This window comes from Verminephrobacter aporrectodeae subsp. tuberculatae (assembly GCF_026127385.1).
GTDB classification, from domain to species: Bacteria; Pseudomonadota; Gammaproteobacteria; order Burkholderiales; family Burkholderiaceae_C; genus Acidovorax; species Acidovorax aporrectodeae.
On sequence record NZ_QZCX01000002.1, the window covers coordinates 513643 to 538213 of the forward strand.

Sequence of the window (24571 nt, forward strand, 5' to 3'; positions counted from 1 at the left end):
TACCGCTTTGGTACTTTCTATCGATTGATCAGTAGCAGATACGCATCGGGCCGGCGCGGGTCAAAATAGTTGTCGTCTCATTCAAATAGCCATCGGCTAAATATCCTGCGCTCGAATGCGTCTTGATGACCCATTGCGTTCGGGGTTGAAACTCACGGCCTGAATGCGTGACCGGTTGCGCGCGGCGCCTGACCCGCGTGTCGGGTTACGCGCGCGAGCGCTCATGTACAGCACGTGCCGAGCGGTCAGGATCGCTTATGGCAGGCACCGCCCTGACCCTGCGAGCGAACAGCGGCCGCACGGCCACGAATGGCGAGAAAGTGCGCCTGAGCGCCGGCGGCAACATGCTGGTCTCGGGCGGCAGCGTCATGGCCACGGGCTCCAATTTGAGCGCCGGGAAAAACCTCACTATCGAGGCCAACGATGGCTCCGTCAGCCTGAACGCGCTGTCCAACGCCGCAGGCGCCAGCGTGGACAGAATCACCCTCAGTGCGGGCGATGACTTGAAGGTCTCCGCCTTCAAGGGCAGCCTGTTCGCCACGGGCCTGCAAGCCAACGGGCGCAACATCAGCCTGGCAAGCACGGGCACCACCCGCGTGGCCAGCAGCACCGCCTACATGGGCAGCAACGTCGTGGCCGTAAGCAGCGAGCTCACCGCCAGCGAAGGCATCACGCTGGCCAGCGTCGCGGGCGGCACGAGCGGCCAGGTAGAAGTGGTGTCCTCCGGTCTGAACGCGGGCGGGCAAGTCCGTTTGCTGGCCGACGACATGGTCTTCATCTCGGCGGACACCAACACCATCGAAGGCGTGGTCAGCCCCGCGACCAGCGGCATCACTGGAGGCAGTGTGCTCATACAGGCCGAGACCGTGCAGACCGACGCCGCGCGCATCCGCGCCAATGGCAACAAGAGCAGCCCGGAGAAATCCGGCGACATCCGCATCACGGCCACTGGCGACATCCTTCTGGACACGCACACCGGCGTCGCCAGCCAGCTCAACAGCACGGGTAACGTCGCCCTGCATGCGAACCGCCACCTGACGTTCGCGCAGACCCAGGTGAATGCGGGCGGAAACCTCTCGGGCACCAGCGCCACGGGCCAGATCAACGGCACCGGCGCGAGCCTGGTGGCCCGCGACCTGCTCAGCCTGAGCAGCAAGGACGCGCAAACGCACACCAATGGCCGCTACAGCAGCGGCGCGGCGACGATCTTCAACCAAACCGGCCACTTGGCCTTGAACGGCACCAGCGTGCACGCCACTGGCACGTCGGGCGCGTCGGGGCTGGACGCCGTCAGCGGCCAGATCAGTGTGGAATCGGGCGGCACCATGGAGATCGATGCCCACTCCCTGCTCGCGAGCAGAACCGACCTGTCCATGATCAAGGGCCTGGGCGACTTCAACATCGGCCCCCTCATAGCCACCGCGAGCCACAACCTGACGATGATCACGCGCAACGGCAACATCAACCTCACGGGCAGTGCAGGCACCTCCGGTATGGGCAGTTCCCGGCGTGTGGTCGCGTACGTCAACGGCGACCTCACCCTGGTGGCGAACAACATCCTGCTGGAAGGCAGCTATCTGCAAGCAGCACACGGAACCCTGAACCTTACCGCGAACACGGGCAACATCACGGCCACCGCGCTGCGGGCGTCAAAGACCGAGGCGGGCTTTCTCAGCAAGACAGAGGACAACCGGTCCCGTCCGGACGGCTGGTTCGAGGATGAAAAATTCCTCCGGCCAAGCATCATCGATGGCAGCACCGGGGTCAACATCGGCGTGCAAGGGGGCAACCTGACCCTGAGTGCCACCTCCGTCCATGCCGCCAACGGCAAAGCCAGCCTGCAAGCCTCGGGGCATATCAACTTGGAGGCCGCGCAAAAGCATCGCTTGCGCCGGTACTTGGCGAGCACCACCGCCTACATCGGCAGCAACGTCCAGACCGTGAGCAGCGAACTTGCCGCCCGCGAAGACATCACGCTGGCCAGCGTTGCGGGCGACACGAGCGGCCGGGTAGACGTGGTGGCCTCCGGTCTGAACGCGGGCGGGCAAGTCCGTTTGCTGGCCAACGACATGGTCTTCATCACGGCGGGCACCAACACCCTTGACGGCGTGGCCAGCCCCGCGCGCAGCGGCATCACTGCAAGGCAGCTCATCCAGGCCGAGACCGTGCAGACCGACGCCGCGCGCATCCGCACCAACGGCAACAAGAGCAGCACGGAGGAATCCGGCGACATCGCCATCACGGCCATCGGCGATATCCTCCTGGACACGCACACCGGCGTCGCCAGCCAACTCAGCAGCATGGGCTAAGCTCAAAGGTGGGGGCGAGGTCATCGGCGTGGTGCTGAGCACTGGCCAAGTGCAGGCCGTCAAGGTTATTATTACTGCTCCGAAAGCCGTAAACTGGGGCGCCCACCAAACTGCTGCGCGGAAAGTCTTTTGAAAAATACTTGGAAACACCCAATTCTCAAAAAATGGCAATGATATGCTTGATGGAATACAACACAATCACAAGACCTTCGACTACTATGACCCGACCATGGGTCGGGCGGTAAGCATCAAGACCATGGACACCCTGGGACTGTCAGGAAGCAAGCCCATGTTGCCAGGGAGGGCGGCGGGCTATTTGCGGCGTTACGTCGCGAAGGTGGTGGATTATAAGAAAGCAGGTCAATCGTATGGAATCGAAAAAGCAGATATCCAATTACGATTCATTGAATTGGCCATCCCGGGAGGAACCTCTATCAAAGTGCGCGAGGCATTGGACAAGGTTGCAAGAGAGGGTCTTGTCCAGGGGGTTCGGGTGAGTATTAGTGTAATAATGAAGTGAGGTCATCATGTCTTTCAAATGTCTCCCCAGAGATGTCACGGGCAGGATCGAAATTTACCGTTTTGGCACTTTCTATCGATTGACCAGTTGCATGTACGCATTGGGCCTGTCCGGCACGGATCTGAACCATGGCCTGGACGAATTCCTGCCCACAACCGTCAGCGATGCCGAATTTGGTGCAGCCATCCGCCGTTGCCACGACGCCACCCGGTTCGAGGATTGGAACACCCTGCCCAGGGGAGAAGCGGCAAAGGCAGCAAGCCGCGAGTGGAAGAAAAAATTGGTCCTGTGGAAACATAAGGCGCTGGAAATGACGGCTTGCCAAAACTTGGAAGCACTCTATGAGGACGCCCGTTACTCCAACAGCCGCCGCACCAAGGGCGTGTATGTCTTTTTCAATAGCAGCCTGGATAATCCGACCGAGTTTTTCGATATTCCAGACCATTTCCCCGACTGCCGTGAGTTTATCGTCAAGCAATCCGCCAGCGACGAAATGCTGGGACAAGCCGCAAGGGCGGCACTCGATGCCGGGGTACGAAACGCCATGCCGCCACCGCGCGTGCGGCGCGGGTCAGAATAGTTGTCGCCTCATTCAAACATCCATTGGTTGAACATCCCGTGCGCGCAAATGTGTCTGACCGAATCGCGTTCAGGATGGAGTCTCACGACCTTGATGTCTGACCCGTTGCGTGTGGCGCCTGACCAGCGTGCCGGCTTGCGCGCGCGAGCGCTCATGTACGGCGTGTGCCGAGCGGTCAGGATCGTTTTGATCACGATCCATTGAATTGGCCATCCCGGACGGAACCCTGGCCTATGTGCGCGAAAAATTGGACAAGGTTGTAGAATGGGATCGCCCCGAGGGGCAGGTAAATATTGTTGTAACAGTAAAGTGAGGTCATCATGTCTTTCAAGTTTCTCCCCACCGATGTCACGGGTGAAATCGAAATTTACCGCTTTGGCACTTTCTATCGATTGACCAGTGTCATGTATGCATCGGGCCTGCAAAACACGGACCTGGACCATGGCCTGGACGAATTCCTGCCCACAACCATCAGCGATGCCGAATTCGGTGCGGCCATCCGCCGCTGCCACGATGCCACCCGGTTCGAGGACTGGAACACACTGCCCATGGGAGACGCGGCAAAGGCAGAAATCCGCGAGTGGAAGAAAAAATTGATCCTGTGGAAACACAAGGCACTGGAAATGACGGGTTGCAAAAACCTGGACGAACTCTATGAGGACGCCCGCTATTCCAGCAGCAGCCGCACCAAGGACATGTATGCCTTCCTCAATAGCAGCCGGGATAAGCCAACTGAATTCTCCTTGATTCCCGGCCATTTTTCCGACTACCGCGAGTTTATCGTCAAGCAACCCGCCAGCGACGAAATGCTGGGGCAAGCCGCAAGAATGGCACTCGATGCCGGGGTACGAAACGCCTTGCCGCCACCGCGCGTGCGGCGCGGGTCAATATAGTCGTCGCCTCATTCAAATAGTTATCGGCTGAATATCCAGCGCGCGAATGCGAACAGTAAAGTGAGAACCCGCCAGCGACGAAATGCTGGGGCAAGCTGCAAGGGCGGCACTCGATGCCGGGGTACGAAATGCCCAGCCGCCGCCTGAACGAGTCACGTATCACGTTCGGGATTGAGGCTCACGGCCTCGATATGTGACCTGTTGCGCGTGGCGTCAAACCTGTTGAATCAAAGTGAGGACATTATGTCTTTTGAATGGTCCATCAAAGATGTCACGGGTGACATCGAAATTTACCGCTTTGGCATTTTCTATCGATTGACCAGTTGCAGATACGCATCGGGCCGGTCCAGCAAGGACCTGGACCATGGTTTGGACGAATTTCTGCCCACAACCGTCAGCGATGCCGAATTCGGTACGGCCATCCGCCGTTGCCACGACGCTACCCGGTTCGTGGACTTTGACATCCTGCCCAAGGGAGAAGCGGCAAAGGCAGCAATTCGCGAGTGGAAGAAAAAATTGGTCCTGTGGAAACGCAAGGCGTTGGAAAGGACGGGTTGCAAAAACCTGGAGGAACTCTATAAGGACGCCAGAAAATCCAGCAGCCGCCGCACCAAGGATGTGTATGCCTTCTTCAATAGCAGCCTGGATAAGCCGACTGTGTTTTTCGAGATTCCCCGCCATTTCCCCGACTACCGCAAGTTTATCGTCGAGCAACCCGCCAGCCACGAAATGCTGGGGAAAACCGCAAGGACGGCACTCGATGCCGGGGTACGAAACGCCCGGCCGCCACCTGAGCGAGTCATGTATTTCGTTCGGGATTGAGGCTCACGACCTCGATATGTGACCCGTTGCGCGAGGCATGCTCGGCCAAATACTCGAACAGTTCCCGCAAGTCCTCGATGGCGCTGGGCCGCCAGTCGATCTCATGGGGCATCGCGCAATTCCTGGTAGCGGGCCTGCAAGATCTGCCGCAACTGCTCCGTGCTCATGCCGGGTTGCTTGTCGGCACGGGATGCCGCCACCCTCGCCCTCACCCAGTCGTCGTACTCGGCCTGGGCCAGCTCCTCATTGGCAAAGCGCTGCAACAGCTCAGCCTTGGCCTGATTGCTGCTGGGCAGAATGCGCGGCAGGGCTTCGGCCAACTCGCGCAGGAAGTTGGCGTTCTCGTAGTGGGTTGCGGTGGTGGTCATGCGACTGCCTCCAATCGTTGCTGGTTTGCGGCCTCCAGTGCCTCTTGCCGGGTACTCTTGTGCCGCCTGTATTTTCCTTGATGATCACATGCCTCTGACTGTCCGCGCCACGCAGTCGGCCGCGTGACCCGCCTTGCGGGGCTGGCCTGCCCGATCTGGCTGGGCTCAAAGCGGACTTCCTGCTTTATCGAGGCCGGTTTCGTCGCCGTCTTGCGTTGGCGACCAGAGCCTTCCTCTCCACAGACTGACTGATTCACCACGGCGGCAGCTCAGACTCGCCCCCCCGTTGGACAACGGCGATCGCCCGCGCGCGGCGGATGCACAATGGCGCCTGCCCGGCAAGCGCCCCAGCACGCGCCCTTGCGCGCAGCCCGGGCCGGCTCCCTGCATTTGTCATTTCAGCCCACCGCAACCCACGTTCCTCCCATGGCCACCATTGTCCAAAACCTGCCCACCGGCGAGAAAGTCGGTATCGCCTTCTCCGGCGGCCTCGATACCAGCGCCGCCCTGCACTGGATGAAGCGCAAGGGCGCTCTGCCCTATGCCTATACCGCGAACCTGGGTCAGCCCGACGAGACCGACTACGACGCGATCCCGCGCAAGGCGATGGAATACGGCGCGGAAAAGGCCCGCCTGGTCGATTGCCGCACGCAGCTGGCCTACGAAGGCCTTGCCGCGCTGCAAGCCGGCGCCTTCCATATCTCCACCGCGGGCCTGACCTACTTCAACACCACGCCGCTGGGGCGTGCCGTCACGGGCACCATGCTCGTGGCCGCGATGCAGCAGGACGGGGTCGGCATCTGGGGCGACGGTTCGACCTTCAAGGGCAACGACATCGAGCGCTTCTACCGCTACGGTCTGCTGACCAACCCGGCGCTCAAGATATACAAGCCCTGGCTGGACCCGCTGTTCATCGCCGAACTCGGCGGCCGCGCGGAAATGTCGGCGTTCATGGCGCAGGCCGGTTTCGGCTACAAGATGAGCGCCGAAAAAGCCTATAGCACCGACAGCAACCTGCTGGGCGCCACGCACGAGGCCAAGGATCTGGAGTTCCTGAGCAGCGGCATCCGCATCGTCAATCCGATCATGGGGGTGGCGTTCTGGAAGGACGAGGTCGAGGTCCGGCGCGAGGAAGTGTCGGTGCGCTTTGACGCGGGCCGGCCCGTGGCGCTGAACGGCGTGGAGTTCAGCGACCCCGTGGAATTGATTCTGCAAGCCAACCGCATCGGCGGCCGCCATGGCCTGGGAATGAGCGATCAGATCGAGAACCGCATCATCGAGGCCAAGAGCCGCGGCATCTACGAGGCCCCGGGGCTGGCGCTGCTGCACATCGCCTACGAGCGCCTGGTGACCGGAATCCACAACGAAGACAGCATCGAGCAATACCGCATGAACGGCCTGAAGCTCGGCCGCCTGCTCTACCAGGGCCGCTGGTTCGACCCGCAGGCGATCATGCTGCGCGAGGCCGCGCAGCGCTGGGTGGCGAGCGCCGTCACCGGCACCGTGACGCTGGAACTGCGCCGGGGCAACGATTACTCGCTGCTCGACACCGAAGGCCCCAACCTGAGCTACGCGCCCGAGCGCCTGTCGATGGAAAAGGTGCAGGACGCGCCGTTCTCGCCGCTGGACCGCATCGGCCAGCTGACCATGCGCAATCTGGACATTGCGGACACCCGCGAGAAACTCGGCGTGTACGCGCGCGCCGGTCTGTTGTCGCTGGGCGGCCATGCCGCCTTGGCCCAGTTGGACGGCGACCGCCTGCAAGGGCCGCCGCCGGGGTCCGCCTGAGACGGCGGCCGCGCCTGGAGATCACCGTGCCCCGCACTGCCCACCCACGCCCCCGGCTGGTCGAAGTTTCCGCAGCCCGGCCCGAGCCACCGCCCGCAGACGCAGGGCGCACCCCGCGCAACCTGTATGCGCGCGCGCATGAGGCCATCGAGGCCTGCCTGGTGACCTGCGAGTTGCAGCCCGGCCGCCACTTGGCAACGCAGGAGCTCAGGGACCTGGTGCAACTCGGCCGCACCCCCGTGCACCAGGCGGTCACGCGCCTGGCCGAGGACACGCTCTTGCGCGTGCATCCGCGCCGTGGTTTGCAGGTGGCGCCGATCGACCTTGCGCGCGAGCGCGCCCTGCTGCGCTTGCGCCGCGACATGGAGCGGTTCGTGATCCGGCTCGCGGCCGAGAAGTCGGGCTCGTCGCACCGCAACCAGATGCTGCACATCAAGCGCCATCTGCGCGAGAACCAGGCGGGAATGACGATCGACGCCTTCAACGTGATCGACCGGCGCCTCGACCGCCTGTTCCTGGCCGCCGCCGGGGAGCCCTTCGTCGAGAACACCCTGCGGCCCTTGCACACCATTTTTCGCCGGATCGGCTGGCTGTACCACAGCAAGGTTGCGTCCGGCAGCAGCGTGACCAAGACCGTGGACGTGCACCTCGCGCTGATCGACGCCGTCGCGAACTGCCACGTGGAGCAGGCGCTCAGGGCGTCGGACGAGCTCATCGGCTTCGTGGACAGCATGTTCGACGTGCTCGAGCGCGAGATCGATCCGGTGCTCCTCGATTGCAGCCTGGGCGATTTCGACGGCCTCTGAAGCTTCTTCCGAGGCATCTTCGGCGCGCCCACACCGGCTCGGGCCGCGCCCGTTGCACGCGCCGGGGGCCGCGTGCAGCGCGCCGGAAAACCGTGATATGTCAGAGACCTCACTGCGCCTGCGGTCTTGAACGTTCATTCCAAGAAAGCGGATTTTTCACCGGGAATGGAGGAAATCCCTAGTCGTTTTTTCTGAAATACCACGACATACTACGTGCATCCGGACCCGTTGCCGGACGGCCGGGCCGACAGGGCGCCCAAGTCACCGGCCCATGCCAGCTCGCGGCGCAGACAGAACTTAAGCTCAGGAGACCTGCCCATGCATACCCGCCCCATCCCGTCCCGTCGCCATGCGCTGACCTGGACCCTCGCCGCCGCCGCTGCGGCACTGCTCGCGGCGGGCCCGCCCGGGGTGGCCCGGGCGCAGGCCCGGCAGACGCTCAGCTTTGCCGCCGTCACGTTCAGCGAGGCCGGCCGGGGCGAGCGCCTGAGGGCCTGGGTCGGGAAGTTCAACCAGAGCCAGACGGCGGTCGAAATCCAGCCGATCTCCATCCCCTTCGGGAGCTTTGCGAAGACGGTGTTCACGCAAATGGGCGGCGGCGCGGGGCCGGATCTGGTGCGCATGGACGTGATCGACTACTACGCGGCGGTGCAGGCCCGGCGTGTCCTCGCGCTCGACGAACTGATCAAAGGGGGGAACTACCGGTTCACGGAGTCGGACAAGTACATGACCATTGGCGGCAAGCGGTACGGCGTGCCGTTCGAGATCAGCAACTACGTGCTGCTGTACAACCCGGCGCTGCTCAGGGGCGGCAAGCCGCCGGCGAATTTCGACGAATTCCTCGCCAGCGCCAAGGCCGCTACCGGCAACGGCGTCTACGGCTACGCGTACCGCGCCACGATGGCCGAGGGCACGGGCTTCTGGCAGGACCTGTGCAGCTTCGTCTACGGCTTTGGCGGCCGCTGGAGCAACGCGCAGGGCCAGCTGACGCTGAACGACCCCAAGGTGATCGAGGGCGTGGCCGCGTACAAGAAGGTCTACGACGCGGGCGTGATCCCCAAGGGGACGGACGCCGCCACGTACCGCCGCATGTTCTGGGAGCGCAAGCTGGCGATGGAGGTGGACAACGGCGGCGTGGCGGGCATCTTCAACCAGCAGGCGCCGGAGTTGGTGTTTGCCGCCGCGCCGGCGCCGTTTCCGACCCGGGCGCAGGGCATGGTGCTGACGGCGCTCACGATCAACGCCAACACCCGCAACAAGGCGGCCGCAGAGGCCTTCGTCCAATGGACGCTGCAACCCGAAAACCAGAAGGAACTGCAAGACCTGCTGGGCGCCAGCAGCGTGGCCACCGTCGTCGAGCGCAGCCCGGAGGATCTGGCGCGCAAGCCTTGGCTGAAGGTGTTCGACGAGCAGGCCCCGCACGGCATCCCGCACGTGGTCGCGGGCCTGGAGGCGAAGACGCCGGAGATCCAGCAGATCGTGCTCGGGCAGGTGCTCAAGGTCTTGCAGGGCGGCATGGACCCGAAGAAGGCCATGGACGACGCGCAGCGTCTGGTCTCGTCGCGCGTGCTGCGCAGCAAGTAAGACCCTCCCATGCGCGTTGCCTCATCGTCCCCCACGGCCGGGCGGGACTGGACGCCCTACTGGTTCGCCGCGCCGGTGGCCCTCTACTTGCTGCTGTTCCAGGGCTATCCGCTGGTGCAGGAGCTGTATCTGAGCTTCACCTCGACGGCCCTGCTCGCGCCCGACCAGCACACGTTCGTCGGGCTGCAAAACTACGCCGACCTGTTCACGCAGGAGGACTTCCACCAGGTCCTGCTGACCACCGCGACCTACACGCTGGTCTGCGTGGTCGCGGCGATCGCGCTGGGCCTGGGCGCGGCGCTGCTGCTCGACGCGCCGTTTCGCGGTCGCGGCCTGGCGCGGGCGCTGGTGACGATTCCATGGGCCGCGCCGCCGGTGGCCGTGGCGCTGATCTTCGTCTGGATCTACAACGGCCAGTACGGCATCTTCAACCACCTGCTGGGCGCGCTCGGCGGCGCAGCCGGCCTGGAGAGCTGGCTCGACAGCCCGGCGCGCGCCCTGCCTGCGGTGCTGCTCACGACCGTCTGGCAGATCTTCCCGTTCGCCGCCGTGGTGATCCTCGCCGCGTTGCAGGGTGTTTCGCCGGAATTGCGCGAGGCCGCGGTCATCGACGGTGCCGACCGCTTGAGCGTGTTTCGCGCCGTGGTCTGGCCGACCATACAACCCTCGGTGGCGCTGCTCGCGCTGTTCCTGAGCATTTGGTCGCTGCGCCGCTTCGACCTGATCTGGCTGATGACGCAGGGCGGCCCGATCGGCTCGACGAACACCCTGGTGATCGAGTTGTACCGGCGCGCCTTCGTCTACCGCGACCTGGGGCAGGGCGCGGCGGTCGGCATGGTGGGGCTGTCCATGGCGCTGCTGATTACCGTGGTCTATTTCCGCTACACACAGCGCGCCGAACGCGCCAAGGGGCAGCGATGAGCCGCACACTGTCCTGGAGCCACGCGCTGCGCATGCTGCTGGTGCTGGCACTGCTGGGCCTGGCCGCGTTCCCGCTGTACTGGATGCTGGTCACCTCGCTGACCGCGTCGCCGGACCTGTTCGCGGACCGGCCGCAGCTGCTGCCGGACGGGGCGCAGTGGTTGGTCTACGGCCATGCGTTCGAGACCACGGCGGTCGCGACCTGGCTGAAGAACAGCGCCATCGTCGCGTTCGGCACGGCGGCGCTGAGCATTGCGCTGGCGATCTTTCCGGCGTACGTGCTCTCGCGCTACCGCCTGCGGGCGGTGGCCATCCTGGGGGTGGCGTTGTTCGTCACGCAGATGCTGCCCGAGGCCATGCTGGTGGTTCCGCTGTACGCGATCTTCGGCCAGCTGGGCCTGCTCGACAGCCTGAGCGGCCTGATCCTGGCGAACACCGCGTTCACCGTGCCGGTGATCACGCTGATCCTCAAGGGCGCGGTCGATGGCGTGCCCATGGACATCGAGGAGGCTGCGACCATCGACGGCTGCTCGCGCTTCGGCGTCGTGCTCAGCGTGGTGCTGCCGCTGGTCGCGCCGAGCCTGGCGGCGGCGGCCGTGATCGCGTTCTTCCACGGCTGGAACGAATACGTGTTCGCCCAGACGCTGATCAGCGACCAGGGTTTGCAGACGGCGTCGGTCGGCCTGGCCGGCTTCGTCGGCGAGCTCAGCACCCCCATGCACACCGTGATGGCCATCGGGCTGATGTACACGCTGCCCGCGGTCGTTTTCTACCTTTTCGTGCAGCGCTACGTCGTCTCCGGAATGACCGCCGGCAGCGTCAAGGGCTGACCCTTTCGCGGACACCTCGCACCATGGCATCCATCTCCCTTCAGGGCGTGACCAAGCTATTCGGCGGCAAAAAAGTCGCCGACCGGATCACGCTCGACGTCGCCGACCGCGAATTCCTGGTGCTGCTCGGCCCCTCGGGCTGCGGCAAGTCCACGCTGCTGCGCATGCTCGCGGGTCTGGAGCAGGTCACGAGCGGCGAAATCCACGTCGGCGCGCGGCGCGTCGATACCCTGCCGCCGAGCGCGCGCGACATGGCCTTCGTGTTCCAGTCCTACGCGCTGTACCCGCATATGACGGTGCGGCGCAACATCACCTTTCCGCTGATCATGCGCGCGCACCGCTGGTGGTTCCACCTGCCGCTCATCGGCGGCCTGGCCAAGCGGCGCATCGAGCAGCAGCCGGCGGTGCGCGCGCTGGTCGAGCGCACGGCCAAGACGCTGGCGCTGACCGAGATGCTGGAGCAGTACCCGCGCACCCTGTCGGGCGGGCAGCGCCAGCGCGTGGCGCTCGGGCGCGCCATGGTGCGCCAGCCCGACGTGTTCCTCATGGACGAACCGCTGTCCAACCTCGACGCCAAGCTGCGCAGCTCGATGCGCGCCGAGATCATCAAGCTGCACCGCGAAGTGGGCGGCACCTTCGTCTACGTGACGCATGACCAGATCGAGGCCATGACCATGGGCACGCGCATCGCGCTCATGCGCGACGGCGTGGTGCAGCAGTTCGGCACGCCGCGCGACATCTACACCGACCCGGCGAATACCTTCGTGGCCCGCTTCATCGGCACGCCGCCGATGAACCTGATCGAGGCGCGCATCGATCCGCAGCGCGGCCTGCTGCTGGGCCCGCTGGTGCTGCCGCTGCCCGCGCAGCTGGCCGCGCTGGCGCCCCGGGCCGCGTGCGACGTGCTGCTCGGCATCCGCCCGCATGCGCTGGGGCTGAGCCAGGGCCAGGGCAGCGGCGCGCTCGCGGGCCAGGTGGTGCTCGTCGAGCACGTCGGCGCCGAGTCCATCGTCAGCGTGCGCCTCGACCATGCCCGCACGGCGCACCACGGCGAGGACAGCGACGGCGGCGGCGGCGACGGCAGCGCCGAAGTGATGGCCGTGCTCCAGGGCTACAGCGAGCTGTGCGCCGGCCAGTCCGTGCACCTGGTGCCCGACCTCGCCGAGGCCGTGCTGTTCGCGCGCGACGGCCAGCGCATCCGCGCGAGCTGATCCCTGCCATTGACCACACATCCTCCGACCCGGATCCCCGCCATGAGAACCATCAAGATCGCATTCCACGGCGCGAACGCCGCCAACTTCCGCCAGGGTTTCGAGACCCTGATCGACCCGCAGCACCACATCGTCGATCTGAGCGACGCCCTGGACGCCCCCGGCGAGCGCGCGCATTACGCGAGTGCCGAGGTCATCGTCGGCGTCGCGCTCAACCGCGGGTTGCCGACGCCGCGCAACGTGCGCCTGTTCCATGCCCCGGCTGCCGGTACCGACGCCATAGACACGGCCCTGCTGCCGTCCGGCGCGGTGCTGTGCAACTGCTTTGGCCACGAGCAGGCCATCGCCGAATACGTGATGGCGGCGCTGTTGCAGCGCCACGTCCCGCTGGCGCAGGCCGATGCCGATCTGCGCCAGCAGCGCTGGACCTGGTGGGCCGGCCGGCCCAGCGCCCTGCGCAGCGAACTCGGGACGCAGACGCTGGGGCTGCTGGGCTTTGGCCACATTGCCCAGGCCATCCTGGCCCGGGCCAAGGCCTTCGGCATGCGCACCACGGTGGCCAACCGCAGCCCCGTCGCCGACGAGCGCGTGGCGCAGGCGTTCACGCTGGAGCAGCTGCCGGCCTTCATGGCCTCGGCCGACGCCATCGTGGTCTCGCTGCCGTTGACGGCGCAGACCACCGGCATCGTCGGGGCCGAAGCCTTGGCCGCGATGCGGCCCGGGGCGCTGATCCTGAACGTCGGGCGGGGCCCGGTGATCGACGAGCAGGCGCTGTTCGACGCCCTGTCGCAGCGGCGCATCGGCGGCGCCATCATCGACACTTGGTACCGCTACCCGACGCCCGGGCAAGCCGAGTGCACGCCGTCGTCCCCGGGCCTGGACTTTGCGTCGCTGCCGAACCTGCTCATGACCCCGCACATGTCCGGCTGGACCACCGGCACCGTGCGCCGGCGCCAGGAAACCATCGCCGAAAACATCCGGCGCTGGATCGACGGCGCGCCGCTCATGAACCGGGTGTGACGTGGCCCCGCCCGCGCATTCTTCATCCTGATTCCCGGAGGACGACATGACCGAACGCTATCTGGCCCTGGTGCTGCACGCACCCACCGACCTGCGCCTGGAGGTGCGAGAGCTCGAAGGCATCGGCCCCGGGCAGGTGCTGGTGCGCGTGGGAATGGGCGGCATCTGCGGCTCCGATCTGCACTACTTCCACCAGGGGGGCTTTGGCGCCATCCGCATCCGCGAGCCCATGGCGCTGGGGCACGAGGTGGCCGGCACGGTGGCCGCCGTGGCGCCCGACGTGGACGCGGTGCAGGTGGGCGACCGCGTGGCGGTGAACCCCAGTCTGCCCTGCGGGAGTTGCCGCTACTGCCTCGAAGGCTGGCCGAACCAATGCCTGGACATGCGCTACTTCGGCAGCGCAATGCGCAACCCCCATGTCCAGGGGGCGTTCCGCAAGCTGCTGGTCTGCGAGGCGCGGCAATGCGCCAAGGTCGCGCCCGGCATTTCCCTGTCCCTGGCCGCGCTCGCCGAGCCCTTCTCGGTGGCGCTGCACGCGGTGGCGCGCGCGGGCTCGCTGCTCGGCAAGCGGGTGCTGGTGTCCGGCTGTGGCCCGATCGGCGCAATGGTCGTCGCCGCTGCGCGCCTGCACGGCGCGGCCGAAATCATCGCCACCGACGTGGTTGACGAACCGCTGGCGGTGGTCCGGGCCATGGGGGCCGATACGACGATCAACGTCGCAACGGCGGCAGACTGGACGCAGCGCTACGCCGCCGAAAAGGGGCAGATCGACGTGATGTTCGAATGCTCGGGCAACGAGCGCGCGCTGCGCAGCGGGCTGGAGACCATGCGCCCGCGCGGCGTGCTGGTCCAACTGGGGCTGGGCGGGGACGTCAGCGTGCCGCAGAACCTCATCGTGGCCAAGGAACTGCTCGTGATGGGCTCCTTCCGCTTCCACGCCGAGTTCGCGCTCGCGGTGCAACTCATCAACGCCCGGCGCGTCGATCTGTCGCCGGTCATCACCCGCGCGTTCGCCATGGACCAGGCGGTCCAGGCCTTTGCACTGGCCAGCGACCGCAAGCGGGCGATGAAGGTGTTGATCGATTTCGAGGCCGAGGCCGGGGCCGGGGCCCGAACCGCAGCGCAGGCCGGTGACCCGGCATGATGCCGTCGCTGTCCCATCCATTCTTCCTCCGACCATGACCCCCTGCCCACACCCCTGCGTTGCTGCCGCGCTGATCGCTGCGCGGCGTTCCGGCCAACCGGCCCCGGCCTCGGACCTGGCGCACGTGCTCCGCAGCGACGACCAGGCCTACGCGATCCAGGACGCCGTGGCCCAGGCGCTGGGATGGTTTGACGGCGGCCCGCCGCGCCACTGGAAGTCGGGCGGCGCAGCGCGGACCGCGGCGCTGACGCACGCGGCGCTGCCGGCCGCGGGCGTGCGCACGGCGGGGCAATCCCTGGCGGACCTGCGCTGGCACCAGCCGGCCGTCGAGGCCGAGATTGCCCTGCGCCTGGCGCGGGACGTGACGCCCGCACAGGCGCAGCAGCTCACCCATGCCGACGCGCCGTACTTGGTGGACGCAGTGGCCGTCGCGATCGAGATCGCCGATTCGCGCTGGCAAGAAGGCTTGCAGGCACCGGCTGCGCTGCGCCTCGCCGATCAGGGCTCGCACGGCGCGCTGCTCCTGGGTGGCTGGCTCCCCAACCACCGAGGGCATGACTGGGCAGGCCAGCGCTGCGAGGTCCGCTTTGGTGCGGCGCCGGGTGCCGCGCCCGCCATCGAAAACACCGGCGCCTACTCGCTGGGCGACCCGCTGTGGCTGCTGCCGATCTGGCTGCGCCATGCCACGCGCGGCGCTCGCACGGTGCCCGCGCACACCGTGGTCACCACGGGATCCTGGGTCGGCGCGCTACCGATGCCGGCGGACACCGACATCCTGGTCCGCTTCCCCGGCCTGGGCGAGGTGGGCCTGCGCGCGGGGCGGGTGCACGCCGCGCCCGATGCCTCCACGGCGCAAGCCCATTGACTCCCTCCGAGCGGAAGAACCCCATGTCCCCATTGTTCGATCTGAGCGGACGCACGGCGCTCATCACCGGGGCTGCGCGCGGCCTGGGCCTGGCCTTTGCGCAGGGCCTGGCCGAGGCCGGCGCGCGCGTCATCGTCAACGCCCGCAGCACCGCGCAGCTTGCGTTGGCGGCCGAGCAACTGCGCGCCCGGGGCCACGACGCGCAGGCGCTGCCGTTCGACGTGACCGACGAGGCGGCGGTCGCCGCGGCCTTCGACGCGCTGGACCAGCGCGGCATCGCGATCGACATCCTGATCAACAACGCCGGCATACAGCACCGCATGCCCCTGGTCGACCTCGAACTCCGGGACTGGCAGCGCGTGATCGACACCAACCTCACCAGCGCCTTCATCGTCGGCAAGCAGGCCGCCAAGCGCATGATCGCGCGCGGCCGCGGGGGCAAGATCATCCACATCGGCTCGCTGACCAGCGAGGCCGCGCGCGCGACGGTCGCGCCGTACACCGCAGCCAAGGGCGGGATCAAGATGCTCGCGCGCGCGATGGCGGCCGAATGGGCGCAGTTCGGCATCCAGGTGAACGCGATCGGGCCGGGCTACATACAGACCGAGATGAACACCGCGCTGATGAACAACCCCGATTTCGACGCCTGGGTCAAGGCCAGCAACCCGGCCAAGCGCTGGGGCCAACCCGAGGAACTGATCGGCGCGGCGGTGTTCCTGTCCGCGCGCGCCTCGGACTACGTGAATGGCCAGATCATCTACGTCGATGGCGGCTGGCTCGCGGTGCTGTAACGGCTCGATCACTTCATTTGCGACTTCATGACCACGCTCATCACCGACATCAAAACCACCGCCACCGCGCCGGAAGGCATCAACCTGCTCGTGGTCCAAGTCGAGACCAACCAGCCCGGCCTGGTCGGCCTCGGTTGCGCCACCTTTGCCTACCGCCACCGGGCGGTCGAATGCCTGATCGGGGAATACCTGCGGCCGCTGCTCGTCGGCCGCAACGCCGAGGCCATCGAGGAACTGTGGCAGCTGATGCACCAGAACGCCTACTGGCGCAACGGGCCGATAGAGAACAACGCCATCTCCGGAATCGACATGGCGCTGTGGGACATCAAGGGCAAGCAGGCGAACATGCCGCTGTACCAGCTGTTCGGCGGCAAATGCCGGGAAGGCGTGCCCATCTACCGCCACGCCGACGGCCGCGACCTGGAGGAACTGGGCGACTGCATCCTGAAGTACCGCGCGCAGGGCATCACGCATATCCGCTGCCAGAGCGGCGGCTACGGCGGCGGCCGTTTCGGCGCCGCACCCGCGGCCGCACCCCGGGGCGCGCTCGCCGGGGTCTACCTGGACAGCCGCGAATACATGCGCGACACGCTCGAGATGTTCGACGCGCTGCGCAGCCGCCTGGGCTTTGGCGTCGAGCTATGCCACGACGTGCACGAGCGCCTCAAGCCCGCCGACGCGATCCGCTTTGCCTGCGCGCTCGAACCCTACGCGCTGTTCTTCCTGGAAGACGCGATAGCACTCGAGGACGGCGACTGGCTGCGCCAGCTGCGCGCCAAGACCACCACGCCGCTGGCGCAGGGCGAATTGTTCAACCACCCGTTCGAGTGGCGCCCGCTGATCGCCGAGCGCCTGATCGACTACGTCCGCGTGCACCTGAGCCAGGTCGGCGGCATCACGCCGGGGCGCAAGCTGCAACTGTTTGCCGAGCAATACGGCGTGCGCACCGCCTGGCATGGCCCGGGCGACATGTCGCCGCTGGCGCACGCGGCGAACATCCACATCGACCTGGCAGCGCGCAACTTCGGCGTACAGGAATGGTCCGGCACCGAGCCCCCGAACAGCGTGATCCAGGACCTCAGGGGACCCAAGGAGGCGCTGCTCGACGTATTCCCGGGACTGCCCGAGTTCCGCCAAGGCCATGTCTACGCGAACGACAAGCCAGGCCTGGGCGTGGACCTCGACGAAGCCGAGGCGGCCAAATACCCATGCGAGAACAGCGTCACGACCTGGACCCAGACCCGTCTTCTGGTGGATGGTGCGTTGCAGACGCCCTGAAGGCAGGGGAGGGGGGAGAGGGCAAGCCCGCAACGGGGCGCCCGTGCAGGTCCATTCGAGCAGCGCCTTGGCGGACGCCTCTTCGAGATTGGGGCGTGTGTGTGCATGATGGTCTTTCTTCAACGCACGGATGCCAGCGGCAGGAACAGGGTCAGCGGAGAGTCCGCCAAAGGGGTAGATGCGTGGTGCCGGTAGAACGCCGCGGCTTGATCGTCCTTGGCATCCACGATCAGGACCACAGCCGGAATCTCGGAACTGGCCGCGCGCCGCAGCGCGTTGACCAGCAGGGCGCCGCCCAGGCCCTGCCCCTTGAAAGCCGCATCGACGGCCAACCGGCCCATGCGGATGGCCGGCACGGAGCCATAGCGCGGCAGCTTGCGCCGCAGCCCGTCGGGCAGATCGGCCAGCGGCACGCTGGCCGTCGCCAAGGTGTAGTAGCCGGCGACGCGCCGCTCATCGGTGAGTGCGACAAAGCACGCTGCGACGCGGCGGCGAATGTCCTGCGACACCTGCTCGCGCAGATAGCGATCCAGCGCGAGCGTGCCGCTGTCAAACTGGCTTCGGTCATGGGCAGCAGCATCCAGCGCCGCGATCAGGAACGGCGCGTGCGTCATTCAGTGCGCAGCAACTCGTCGTGGCGGGCCATCGCGCGTTTAAGCGCCGGCGTCGGTTCGGGCGGCGACAGCAGCACCTCGGCAAAGCGTTGCTGGTCGGCCAGCGACAAGCGGATGACTTCGGCCTGCTCGATGGCGCGCTGGGCCGCGTCCTGGACGGCGGCCACCACGAAGTCGGTGAGGGTGCGGCCTTGAATCTCGGCGGCACGCTTGAGCATCTTCTGCAGGTCCGGGCTGATCCGGGCTTCGAGTCGGGCGGTAGAAACGGCGGTCATAGGGGCATCCTCCTGCCGGACATCGTACGGCAAATTGCCGGAAAAATCGTAACTATTCAGCCGCTACCGACAAACTCCATAGGAGCGCCAGCGTCACGACCTGGACCCAGACCCGTCTTCTGATGGATGGGGCGCTGCAGACGCCCTGAGGCGGGGGAGGGGGGCCTTACGGAATTTCCAGAAGTTCGGTTTCCAGACGGCGGATGCCACGCACCAGATTCCTGAAGCTTGCCGAGCGCTCATTTGCCGTGTCGAGATGTCTCCCAAGCAAGCGGGAACCGCTTACTTTCTGATACTCCCCGTTGTCAGTTTCGCCAGTTCGCGGCCAGGACTTTCGAGTCGATCCGGGTGCCTGAATTTGGCGCTACTTTGGCGTTTGACCAGCCCGGGGACAGCCAACGCAATTTCGACCGCTCGCAGATCCGCCAAGTACATGCTTTCAAGCTCGCGGCATGCAATGCGCACCAGAGAAACAGCCTGACGACCTGCGGTTGCGCAAAGTCCCGTCAGCTTTTTCTTGACCTTGATGCAGTCCGGTGCGCTATCTTGGTCACGCAGCACCAGAAAGCGGGCGTCGGGATTGAGGTAGCTGCGCAGGCGGCGCACCAATTGCTTTTCCAGATCCTGCTTCCCATCGAACGCGATCAAGCGCGGGAGAATCCTGTGGTCCAGTATGCGCGGCAGCAATCCTTCGAGCAGCGCCTTGGCGGACGCCTCTTCGAGCAAAAATACGAGTTCCCTCATACCGGATCGGCGCCTTCAAAGAACCCCTGCTTCCAAAGGTAGCCCATCTGATCACCCTCTGCCATATAGGCACGAATCTGGGCATCGTCACGGGCGCGGCGGATCTCGGTGGCGCCATTTCTTTTCACCAGCCAGCAGACCTCGTCCAGCATGGCGGCGTTCAGGAAATCGGGTGAATGGGTGGAGACAAAGACCTGCCCGCCGCGTTGCGCGTAGATCTGAAAAAAATCACCTTGCCGCCTACGGCCTTCGCCAAAGACCTGCCCGCCGCGTCGTTGCGCGTAGAGCCGAAACTCTTCGGCCAATTCGGCCATCAGCTTGGGGTAGAGCTGATTTTCGGGTTCTTCCACGCACAGCAAGGGATGCGGCTTGGGGTCATGCAGCAGGACCAGGTAGGAAAACATCTTGATCGTGCCATCAGACACATAGCGGTCGAGGAAAGGCGTCTTGAACGAGCCGTCGCGAAAGCGCAATGTCAGGTACCCATCGTCCATCAGCTGAGGCTCCACCCCTGCGATTCCCGGCACACGCTGCGCAAGGGTGGCCAGAATCTTCTGAAACACCTCGGGATGCTGTTCGTAAAGATGGCGTGCGACCAGCGGCAGATTGTCTCCGGTCTCCGTGAGATGCTCCGTCTCTCCCACAGCCTCCTTGCGGCCACGTGCGGCATGGATGTGAAAGTCCGACACATGCCAGGACTCGATCAATTGGCGAAAAGCGGACGCGGCCTTGAAGCGCTCAAACTGCCCCAGGCCTTTGACGGCCAACGTATCGGGAGCCACTTTCTGTTCTTCACGGTCCAGCGCCTCATCGGGTTTTTGAAAATCTTCTTCGTTCGTGATCGCAAAACCCGCGCCGTTCGTGAAGTCCAGGAAGTGAAACGGGCTGCCGTGGCGGCCCCGTTTGTAGCGGAGTATTTCCCGCCGGATGAACGGGGCACCATCCCGCTCGGCTATTTCGAGCGAGTAAGTGACCAGGCGATCAATCCCGCTGATCGGCATGCGGTACTGGATTTCGATCCTTATGGTTTCTTCCGTGGCGTCACGGCTGAGGACTTCCCGAAACCGGCCGCGCGAATCCAGCGCCTGCCGCACATTGTTTTTCAGGCAATCGTGCAAAAAACCAAACACATCAAAGAACGTGCTCTTGCCAGACCCATTGGCGCCAACCACCACCAAGAAGGCCGGGATGTCCTTCAGGTGTACGTCGCGAAAGACCTTGAAATTCTTCAGTCGGATGGATTCGATTTGCACTGGGTGATCCCCTCAATATCCGGGCATTGTGCCGCGATCGGCCACCGCGCCACCAAGGCCGCCGGAGCACCCGGGCGGTGCGAGGGCTCGGCCGCCCCTGGCGGGAGCATGGACGAAGCGCCCTCCAGCGCACAGGCGGACGAACCGAGCCTGTGCCGGGTGAACGCGATCGCGCGCCCGGTCCATGCCGCGTCGCAGGCTACCCCCAAGCCGAACCCAGGAATCGTTGAAGCTCACCGCGTTTCATGGGGTACTGCGTAATCAAACGCACAAGCTCGTCGCCCTCGACCAACGCCACATTCGATACCCGGGCCTGGTGCTTGGCGGTGTCGTTGAAGCGCTGGTTGGTGACCGCCACCGGCGTGAACTGCACGCCGGGATGGCGCTGCGCATAGGCGTGAACCCCTGCAACGACATCCCTGACAGCCTCCCACCCGAGCGCTCGTCCTTCGATGCCGGAACTCTTGCACTGTATGGCCACGCCCTCGGCGCCACGGATCGCCAGGACATCGACGCCGCCGTCGCCTGTACGCGGGGTCCTGATCACTTGCGGGTAGCCGCGCTTGCTCCACAGCAAGGCGCAAAACGCTTCGAAGGCGTCGGCATCCAGTCGCCCGATGTCGTCGGCGCTGATCGGCTCGTTGCCAAAGGCATCCCCACCGTCGGGCGCCTGCAGGTCGTTGAAGTCGGCCGGACCCATGCCGCCTGCGCCGTTGAGCATGTCGGTGGCGAGGCCCCGCTTCCAATCGAGCAACTGGTCGAGTTTGGCGTCGAAGGTCAGGAAGTCTTGGGCCACCACGATCGGGTAATACACATGGACATCCCGGGTCTGCCCTATGCGGTAGGCCCGGTCGGTCGCCTGGTCCTCCTTGGCCGGGTTCCATGTCCGGGTGAAGTGCACGACATGGTTGGCCGCCTGGATGTTCACGCCAAAACCCACCGCCAGGGGCGAGAGGACGATCACGCCAAATCCGGGCTGGTCCTGGAATTTTCTGATCCGCCGCTGCCGGTTTCCGGCATGGGCAGAGTCCGCCGACGTGTCGCCGTTGATCACGTCGGGCTCGACGCCGAACCGCTCACCAATGGCGCGCTTCAGCGTTCGCTGGAGGTCCTTGAATTCGCAAAAGACAATGACTTTCTCGTCCCTGGTCTCGATTGCGCGCAATTCGGCCAAAAGCCATTTCATCTTGGGCGAGTCGCGCTCGATCTCGGCGAGTGGCTTGGAGCCGGTCGTGATCTGCCCTGGCTGCTGCGGGTCCGAGCACAGCCTGCGCAGGTATAGCAGCAGGCCCAAGGGCGATTGCAGACCGGTGAATCCGCCCGACTCCCGTTGACGAAACTGCGCGACAGCGTTGGCGTAGTGCGCACGCTGGCAGTCTGACAAGGGCAGAGTCCGGCAGGTGAGCACCTCGATCTTCTTGGGCAGATCCTTGGCGACCTCGGCCTTGGTCCGGCGCAGTTTCTGTGGTTCGATCAAGGTCCGCAATTCTTCGACGCGCTGCTTCTCCTCGTCGCTCTCGGCTTCGATGGGCCTGCGGTAGCGCTCGCCAAACTCCTTCAGCGCACCCAACAAACCCGGCTGTACAAAGTCGAACAGGCTCCAGATGTCGGTCAGCGTGTTCTCCACCGGCGTTCCCGTGCAGGCAATCTTGAACCGGGCGTTCTGCTTCTTGGCCGCGCGCGTAATCAAGGCGTTGGGGTTCTTGATCTTCTGCGCCTCGTCGCAAATCATCGCCGACCAAGGCTGCGCGGCCAACGAGAACTCGAGGTCGCGCAGTGTTTCATAGGTGGTCAGAACGACTTGGGCGCCACCGAGCCAACCAGGCTTCAAAAGCCGCGTCACGCCCCCTTGAACGAGTTCCTCCTCGAGCTCGTGCCGGGGAACGCGCTTTTCGGCCAGCGATTTCCCATACAGCGTCAGGACGCGCATCGCGCCTGGGACAAGGAACTTGGCAATCTCTTCCTTCCAGTTGTCCAACAGCGAAACCGGCGCCACGATCAGGAATGGATCGATGTCGGCCTGCTCTTCGATGGCCGCAGCGATGAACGCCAACAGTTGGATCGTCTTGCCCAGGCCCATGTCGTCTGCCAGCAGCGCGCCACGGCAGGCCTCTGGCGAGAGGCGCCACAGGTGTTGAAGCCAGGCCACGCCGCTCAGTTGATGCTCCTTGAGCGCGACGTCGGGCCGCAGCACGGTGGGGAGCCGGGGTGGTGCGTTGGTCGGGGTCAGTGCGCCTCGGCGTTCCTCGTAATCGAGTTGGTCCACATTGGGCTTGATCACCAGGCCCCTGCGTTCGTCCCGGGGCTCAGGCTTTGGGGGACTGAACTTGCCCCTGCCCACATGCTCGATGGTCTTGTCCAGCGTCTTGAGTGCATCGATGGCCCATGGGAGCGGAAGGGGTTGGGGGCAGGAGGGAAAGGTGAATGTCTCGCGCTGGTTTATCCGGGCATCCTCGACTACCGCACGGAACACCGCCAGGGATTTCTCGCCCAGCACGACAGCGATCGTCTCGCCACCCTCCTCGGGCGTGTAGAAAATGCCGATATCGACGTTCTCGGGGACCCATCCTTCGTCGTCGCTCTTGCGGGTGATGAAGGGCGAGTAGTAGGGCTTCTCGACACCGATTACCCCTATGCGGTCGGAATACCGCGACAGGTCAAAAATCTCCGCGGCCCGCGGACGGCTGGACGCCGACATGTCGCGCAGCGCCGCGCGCAGGAGTTTGGCTTGATCGGGTGTGTCGCCCAGGATTTCCAGGTCGTAGCCCTGCCAATGGCAGCATGGCGCCGACGCCGCGATACGGGCATCGAGCAGGGTGACGAACCCTTCCAGGTCCTGCGCTTCTGCAAAGCGCAGTTCGGTGGAATGGACTGCTGCGCCATGCACCGTCTCCTCGACCAGCAAAGTGCAGTCGTATGGGTAGCCCTTGTCGTCGCGCAGCACGCGGGCGGTAAAGCGGGCGAATGACACGCCCGCGTCGTCGCGCGCCTGCTCGAACTGCTGCGGGTCGATCACCAGGGCCGCATCAGGGCCCAGAACGGCAAAGGGATTGCGCAGAAACGACTTGGCGCGCTCGCCCGCGATGCGCCGACCCGGCATGCGGCGAATCTCGCGCAGCACGGTCCGCACGGGCGGCGCAAGCATCACCTGCACGATGCCCTTGCCGTCGGGGATGTCGTAGCGCTCGGGCACTTCCTGACGGCTGTCGAAAGTTTCCAGCCACCGCGCCGGCGCGCCGTCAAATTCCGGCAGCACCTCGACCATGGCGTTGCCGACGTCGCCCTTGCGCAGGCCGATGCGCAGCTTTTCCGGAGTCAGCACGATGGTGTTGCGCAGAAAGTCCGCCATGTCGGCGCCGGCGCTCACGGCCTGGGAGCGGATGTCCGACCAGGCGCGGCGGTTCGAGTCCGCGTCGCGCTCGCCGGCAGGTCTGGCCCAGAACCGGGCCACGGATTCGACCACGCGCCACGCGCCCTCCGGCAGCAGCGCTACGCGCTGGCCCAGTTGGATCACCGCGCCCGCGATGGTGGCATTGCCTTGCGGGCGCTGCCCGTCGGGGGCGATCCATCCGGCAATGGACACGGCGAAGCCCTGGTCGATCAGCGTCCCCTTGCTCGACAGCACCGGGCGCCAGGCCTGCATGGGCGGCAGTTTCATGGCCGCAACGTCGCCCCCGTACTCCGGCGAGGTCGCGAGGCGATAAAAGTCCGGCCAGCCCAGCTTCAGACGGGCCGCGTCCTGCCGCGCGAAACCCTCCTCCTCCAACTGGCCCAGCAGCCGCACCAGTTCGGCGTCGGCGCCAAAGCGGCCAGCGTCGCAGAGCCAGTCTTCGCGCGCTGGATCGGGTCGGTATTCAACGCCATCGCGGCTCCACGAAACGGCAATGCCCGACCCCGATGGGCTGCCCGGGTTGCCCCCGGATGGGGATGAAAAAAACGGGGCTCTGCGCATCGA

23 protein-coding genes are annotated in these 24571 nt (G+C 65.4%); 16 read left to right on the top strand and 7 right to left on the bottom strand.

Going from position 1 to position 24571, the window contains the following annotated elements:
• Positions 1 to 257: 257 nt before the first annotated feature.
• The 5 genes from D5041_RS10275 to D5041_RS10295 all read left to right on the top strand — a co-directional run bounded on the left by D5041_RS10275 (position 258) and on the right by D5041_RS10295 (position 5124).
• The gene (locus D5041_RS10275; RefSeq protein WP_265284656.1) at positions 258 to 2309 is read left to right on the top strand and encodes a hypothetical protein; all 2052 of its coding nucleotides are present in this window, start codon (positions 258 to 260) and stop codon (positions 2307 to 2309) included.
• A gap of 175 nt (positions 2310 to 2484) precedes the next feature.
• Positions 2485 to 2829, top strand: coding sequence for an endonuclease toxin domain-containing protein (locus D5041_RS10280; RefSeq protein ID WP_265284657.1), 345 nt, complete (start codon positions 2485 to 2487; stop codon positions 2827 to 2829).
• A 7-nt stretch (positions 2830 to 2836) separates the two neighbouring features.
• Positions 2837 to 3409 (top strand): contact-dependent growth inhibition system immunity protein, encoded by a 573-nt coding sequence (locus D5041_RS10285; protein ID WP_138927941.1) that lies wholly within the window; start codon positions 2837 to 2839, stop codon positions 3407 to 3409.
• Positions 3410 to 3729: 320 nt separating this feature from the next.
• Complete coding sequence (locus tag D5041_RS10290) at positions 3730 to 4302, top strand: contact-dependent growth inhibition system immunity protein (protein WP_010106373.1); 573 nt, start codon at positions 3730 to 3732, stop codon at positions 4300 to 4302.
• 243 nt (positions 4303 to 4545) lie between these two features.
• Positions 4546 to 5124 (top strand): contact-dependent growth inhibition system immunity protein, encoded by a 579-nt coding sequence (locus D5041_RS10295; protein ID WP_265284658.1) that lies wholly within the window; start codon positions 4546 to 4548, stop codon positions 5122 to 5124.
• Here D5041_RS10295 and D5041_RS10300 read toward each other — a convergent pair.
• Both D5041_RS10300 and D5041_RS10305 read right to left on the bottom strand, forming a co-directional pair.
• Positions 5102 to 5236 carry a hypothetical protein gene (locus tag D5041_RS10300; protein ID WP_265284659.1) on the bottom strand — a complete coding sequence of 45 codons (135 nt, stop codon included), beginning with the start codon at positions 5234 to 5236 and terminating at the stop codon, positions 5102 to 5104. The two genes, D5041_RS10295 and D5041_RS10300, sit on opposite strands and share 23 nt — an antisense overlap.
• Positions 5226 to 5492, bottom strand: coding sequence for a hypothetical protein (locus D5041_RS10305; RefSeq protein WP_010106377.1), 267 nt, complete (start codon positions 5490 to 5492; stop codon positions 5226 to 5228). The genes D5041_RS10300 and D5041_RS10305 overlap by 11 nt, the downstream gene beginning before the upstream one ends.
• 426 nt (positions 5493 to 5918) lie before the next feature.
• On the opposite strand from D5041_RS10305, the gene argG reads away from it, so the two are divergent.
• The 11 genes from argG (at position 5919) to D5041_RS10360 (ending at position 17730) form a co-directional block, all read left to right on the top strand.
• Positions 5919 to 7280 (top strand): argininosuccinate synthase, encoded by a 1362-nt coding sequence (argG, locus tag D5041_RS10310; RefSeq protein ID WP_265284660.1) that lies wholly within the window; start codon positions 5919 to 5921, stop codon positions 7278 to 7280.
• A gap of 26 nt (positions 7281 to 7306) precedes the next feature.
• A complete protein-coding gene (locus D5041_RS10315; RefSeq protein ID WP_265281555.1) occupies positions 7307 to 8086 on the top strand; it encodes a GntR family transcriptional regulator in 780 nt (259 codons plus the stop codon).
• A gap of 318 nt (positions 8087 to 8404) precedes the next feature.
• Positions 8405 to 9670 (top strand): ABC transporter substrate-binding protein, encoded by a 1266-nt coding sequence (locus tag D5041_RS10320; RefSeq protein WP_265284661.1) that lies wholly within the window; start codon positions 8405 to 8407, stop codon positions 9668 to 9670.
• A gap of 9 nt (positions 9671 to 9679) precedes the next feature.
• Positions 9680 to 10591, top strand: coding sequence for a carbohydrate ABC transporter permease (locus D5041_RS10325; RefSeq protein WP_265284662.1), 912 nt, complete (start codon positions 9680 to 9682; stop codon positions 10589 to 10591).
• Positions 10588 to 11421 (top strand): carbohydrate ABC transporter permease, encoded by an 834-nt coding sequence (locus tag D5041_RS10330; protein WP_010106384.1) that lies wholly within the window; start codon positions 10588 to 10590, stop codon positions 11419 to 11421. Before D5041_RS10325 ends, D5041_RS10330 begins: the two co-directional genes overlap by 4 nt.
• A gap of 23 nt (positions 11422 to 11444) precedes the next feature.
• On the top strand, positions 11445 to 12632 hold the full coding sequence (locus D5041_RS10335) for an ABC transporter ATP-binding protein (RefSeq protein ID WP_265284663.1): 1188 nt from the start codon (positions 11445 to 11447) through the stop codon (positions 12630 to 12632).
• 42 nt (positions 12633 to 12674) lie between these two features.
• Positions 12675 to 13652, top strand: a complete 978-nt coding sequence (locus D5041_RS10340) for a 2-hydroxyacid dehydrogenase (RefSeq protein ID WP_265284664.1) — start codon at positions 12675 to 12677, stop codon at positions 13650 to 13652.
• Positions 13653 to 13698: 46 nt separating this feature from the next.
• The gene (locus D5041_RS10345; protein ID WP_265284665.1) at positions 13699 to 14796 is read left to right on the top strand and encodes an L-idonate 5-dehydrogenase; all 1098 of its coding nucleotides are present in this window, start codon (positions 13699 to 13701) and stop codon (positions 14794 to 14796) included.
• Positions 14797 to 14830: 34 nt separating this feature from the next.
• Complete coding sequence (locus tag D5041_RS10350) at positions 14831 to 15661, top strand: fumarylacetoacetate hydrolase family protein (protein ID WP_265257432.1); 831 nt, start codon at positions 14831 to 14833, stop codon at positions 15659 to 15661.
• A 23-nt stretch (positions 15662 to 15684) separates the two neighbouring features.
• Positions 15685 to 16452 carry an SDR family oxidoreductase gene (locus D5041_RS10355; protein ID WP_265281549.1) on the top strand — a complete coding sequence of 256 codons (768 nt, stop codon included), beginning with the start codon at positions 15685 to 15687 and terminating at the stop codon, positions 16450 to 16452.
• Positions 16453 to 16479: 27 nt separating this feature from the next.
• Positions 16480 to 17730, top strand: coding sequence for an enolase C-terminal domain-like protein (locus D5041_RS10360; RefSeq protein WP_265281548.1), 1251 nt, complete (start codon positions 16480 to 16482; stop codon positions 17728 to 17730).
• Between the two features lie 119 nt (positions 17731 to 17849).
• On the opposite strand, the gene D5041_RS10365 is transcribed toward D5041_RS10360, so the two are convergent.
• The 5 genes from D5041_RS10365 to D5041_RS10385 all read right to left on the bottom strand — a co-directional run bounded on the left by D5041_RS10365 (position 17850) and on the right by D5041_RS10385 (position 24568).
• Complete coding sequence (locus D5041_RS10365; RefSeq protein WP_265281547.1) at positions 17850 to 18344, bottom strand: GNAT family N-acetyltransferase; 495 nt, start codon at positions 18342 to 18344, stop codon at positions 17850 to 17852.
• Positions 18341 to 18619, bottom strand: coding sequence for a type II toxin-antitoxin system TacA family antitoxin (locus D5041_RS10370; protein WP_010104814.1), 279 nt, complete (start codon positions 18617 to 18619; stop codon positions 18341 to 18343). Before D5041_RS10370 ends, D5041_RS10365 begins: the two co-directional genes overlap by 4 nt.
• A gap of 282 nt (positions 18620 to 18901) precedes the next feature.
• Positions 18902 to 19363, bottom strand: a complete 462-nt coding sequence (locus D5041_RS10375) for a DUF4276 family protein (protein ID WP_265281546.1) — start codon at positions 19361 to 19363, stop codon at positions 18902 to 18904.
• Positions 19360 to 20616 (bottom strand): AAA family ATPase, encoded by a 1257-nt coding sequence (locus D5041_RS10380; protein ID WP_265281545.1) that lies wholly within the window; start codon positions 20614 to 20616, stop codon positions 19360 to 19362. Before D5041_RS10380 ends, D5041_RS10375 begins: the two co-directional genes overlap by 4 nt.
• Positions 20617 to 20815: 199 nt before the next feature.
• Positions 20816 to 24568, bottom strand: a complete 3753-nt coding sequence (locus tag D5041_RS10385) for an SNF2-related protein (RefSeq protein ID WP_265281544.1) — start codon at positions 24566 to 24568, stop codon at positions 20816 to 20818.
• Positions 24569 to 24571 lie beyond the last annotated feature (3 nt).

Excerpts from the sequence above, each read along its gene's own strand:
- D5041_RS10325 (WP_265284662.1), top strand. The coding sequence starts at position 9,680 with ATGCGCGTTGCCTCATCGTCCCCCACGGCCGGGCGGGACTGGACGCCC.
- D5041_RS10295 (WP_265284658.1), top strand. The coding sequence starts at position 4,546 with ATGTCTTTTGAATGGTCCATCAAAGATGTCACGGGTGACATCGAAATT.
- D5041_RS10375 (WP_265281546.1), bottom strand. The coding sequence starts at position 19,363 with ATGAGGGAACTCGTATTTTTGCTCGAAGAGGCGTCCGCCAAGGCGCTG.
- D5041_RS10280 (WP_265284657.1), top strand. The coding sequence starts at position 2,485 with ATGCTTGATGGAATACAACACAATCACAAGACCTTCGACTACTATGAC.
- D5041_RS10290 (WP_010106373.1), top strand. The coding sequence starts at position 3,730 with ATGTCTTTCAAGTTTCTCCCCACCGATGTCACGGGTGAAATCGAAATT.
- D5041_RS10300 (WP_265284659.1), bottom strand. The coding sequence starts at position 5,236 with ATGCCCCATGAGATCGACTGGCGGCCCAGCGCCATCGAGGACTTGCGG.
- D5041_RS10275 (WP_265284656.1), top strand. The coding sequence starts at position 258 with ATGGCAGGCACCGCCCTGACCCTGCGAGCGAACAGCGGCCGCACGGCC.
- D5041_RS10365 (WP_265281547.1), bottom strand. The coding sequence starts at position 18,344 with ATGACGCACGCGCCGTTCCTGATCGCGGCGCTGGATGCTGCTGCCCAT.
- D5041_RS10340 (WP_265284664.1), top strand. The coding sequence starts at position 12,675 with ATGAGAACCATCAAGATCGCATTCCACGGCGCGAACGCCGCCAACTTC.
- D5041_RS10350 (WP_265257432.1), top strand. The coding sequence starts at position 14,831 with ATGACCCCCTGCCCACACCCCTGCGTTGCTGCCGCGCTGATCGCTGCG.
- argG (WP_265284660.1), top strand. The coding sequence starts at position 5,919 with ATGGCCACCATTGTCCAAAACCTGCCCACCGGCGAGAAAGTCGGTATC.
- D5041_RS10285 (WP_138927941.1), top strand. The coding sequence starts at position 2,837 with ATGTCTTTCAAATGTCTCCCCAGAGATGTCACGGGCAGGATCGAAATT.
- D5041_RS10345 (WP_265284665.1), top strand. The coding sequence starts at position 13,699 with ATGACCGAACGCTATCTGGCCCTGGTGCTGCACGCACCCACCGACCTG.
- D5041_RS10355 (WP_265281549.1), top strand. The coding sequence starts at position 15,685 with ATGTCCCCATTGTTCGATCTGAGCGGACGCACGGCGCTCATCACCGGG.
- D5041_RS10385 (WP_265281544.1), bottom strand. The coding sequence starts at position 24,568 with ATGCGCAGAGCCCCGTTTTTTTCATCCCCATCCGGGGGCAACCCGGGC.
- D5041_RS10360 (WP_265281548.1), top strand. The coding sequence starts at position 16,480 with ATGACCACGCTCATCACCGACATCAAAACCACCGCCACCGCGCCGGAA.
- D5041_RS10335 (WP_265284663.1), top strand. The coding sequence starts at position 11,445 with ATGGCATCCATCTCCCTTCAGGGCGTGACCAAGCTATTCGGCGGCAAA.
- D5041_RS10305 (WP_010106377.1), bottom strand. The coding sequence starts at position 5,492 with ATGACCACCACCGCAACCCACTACGAGAACGCCAACTTCCTGCGCGAG.
- D5041_RS10320 (WP_265284661.1), top strand. The coding sequence starts at position 8,405 with ATGCATACCCGCCCCATCCCGTCCCGTCGCCATGCGCTGACCTGGACC.
- D5041_RS10330 (WP_010106384.1), top strand. The coding sequence starts at position 10,588 with ATGAGCCGCACACTGTCCTGGAGCCACGCGCTGCGCATGCTGCTGGTG.
- D5041_RS10370 (WP_010104814.1), bottom strand. The coding sequence starts at position 18,619 with ATGACCGCCGTTTCTACCGCCCGACTCGAAGCCCGGATCAGCCCGGAC.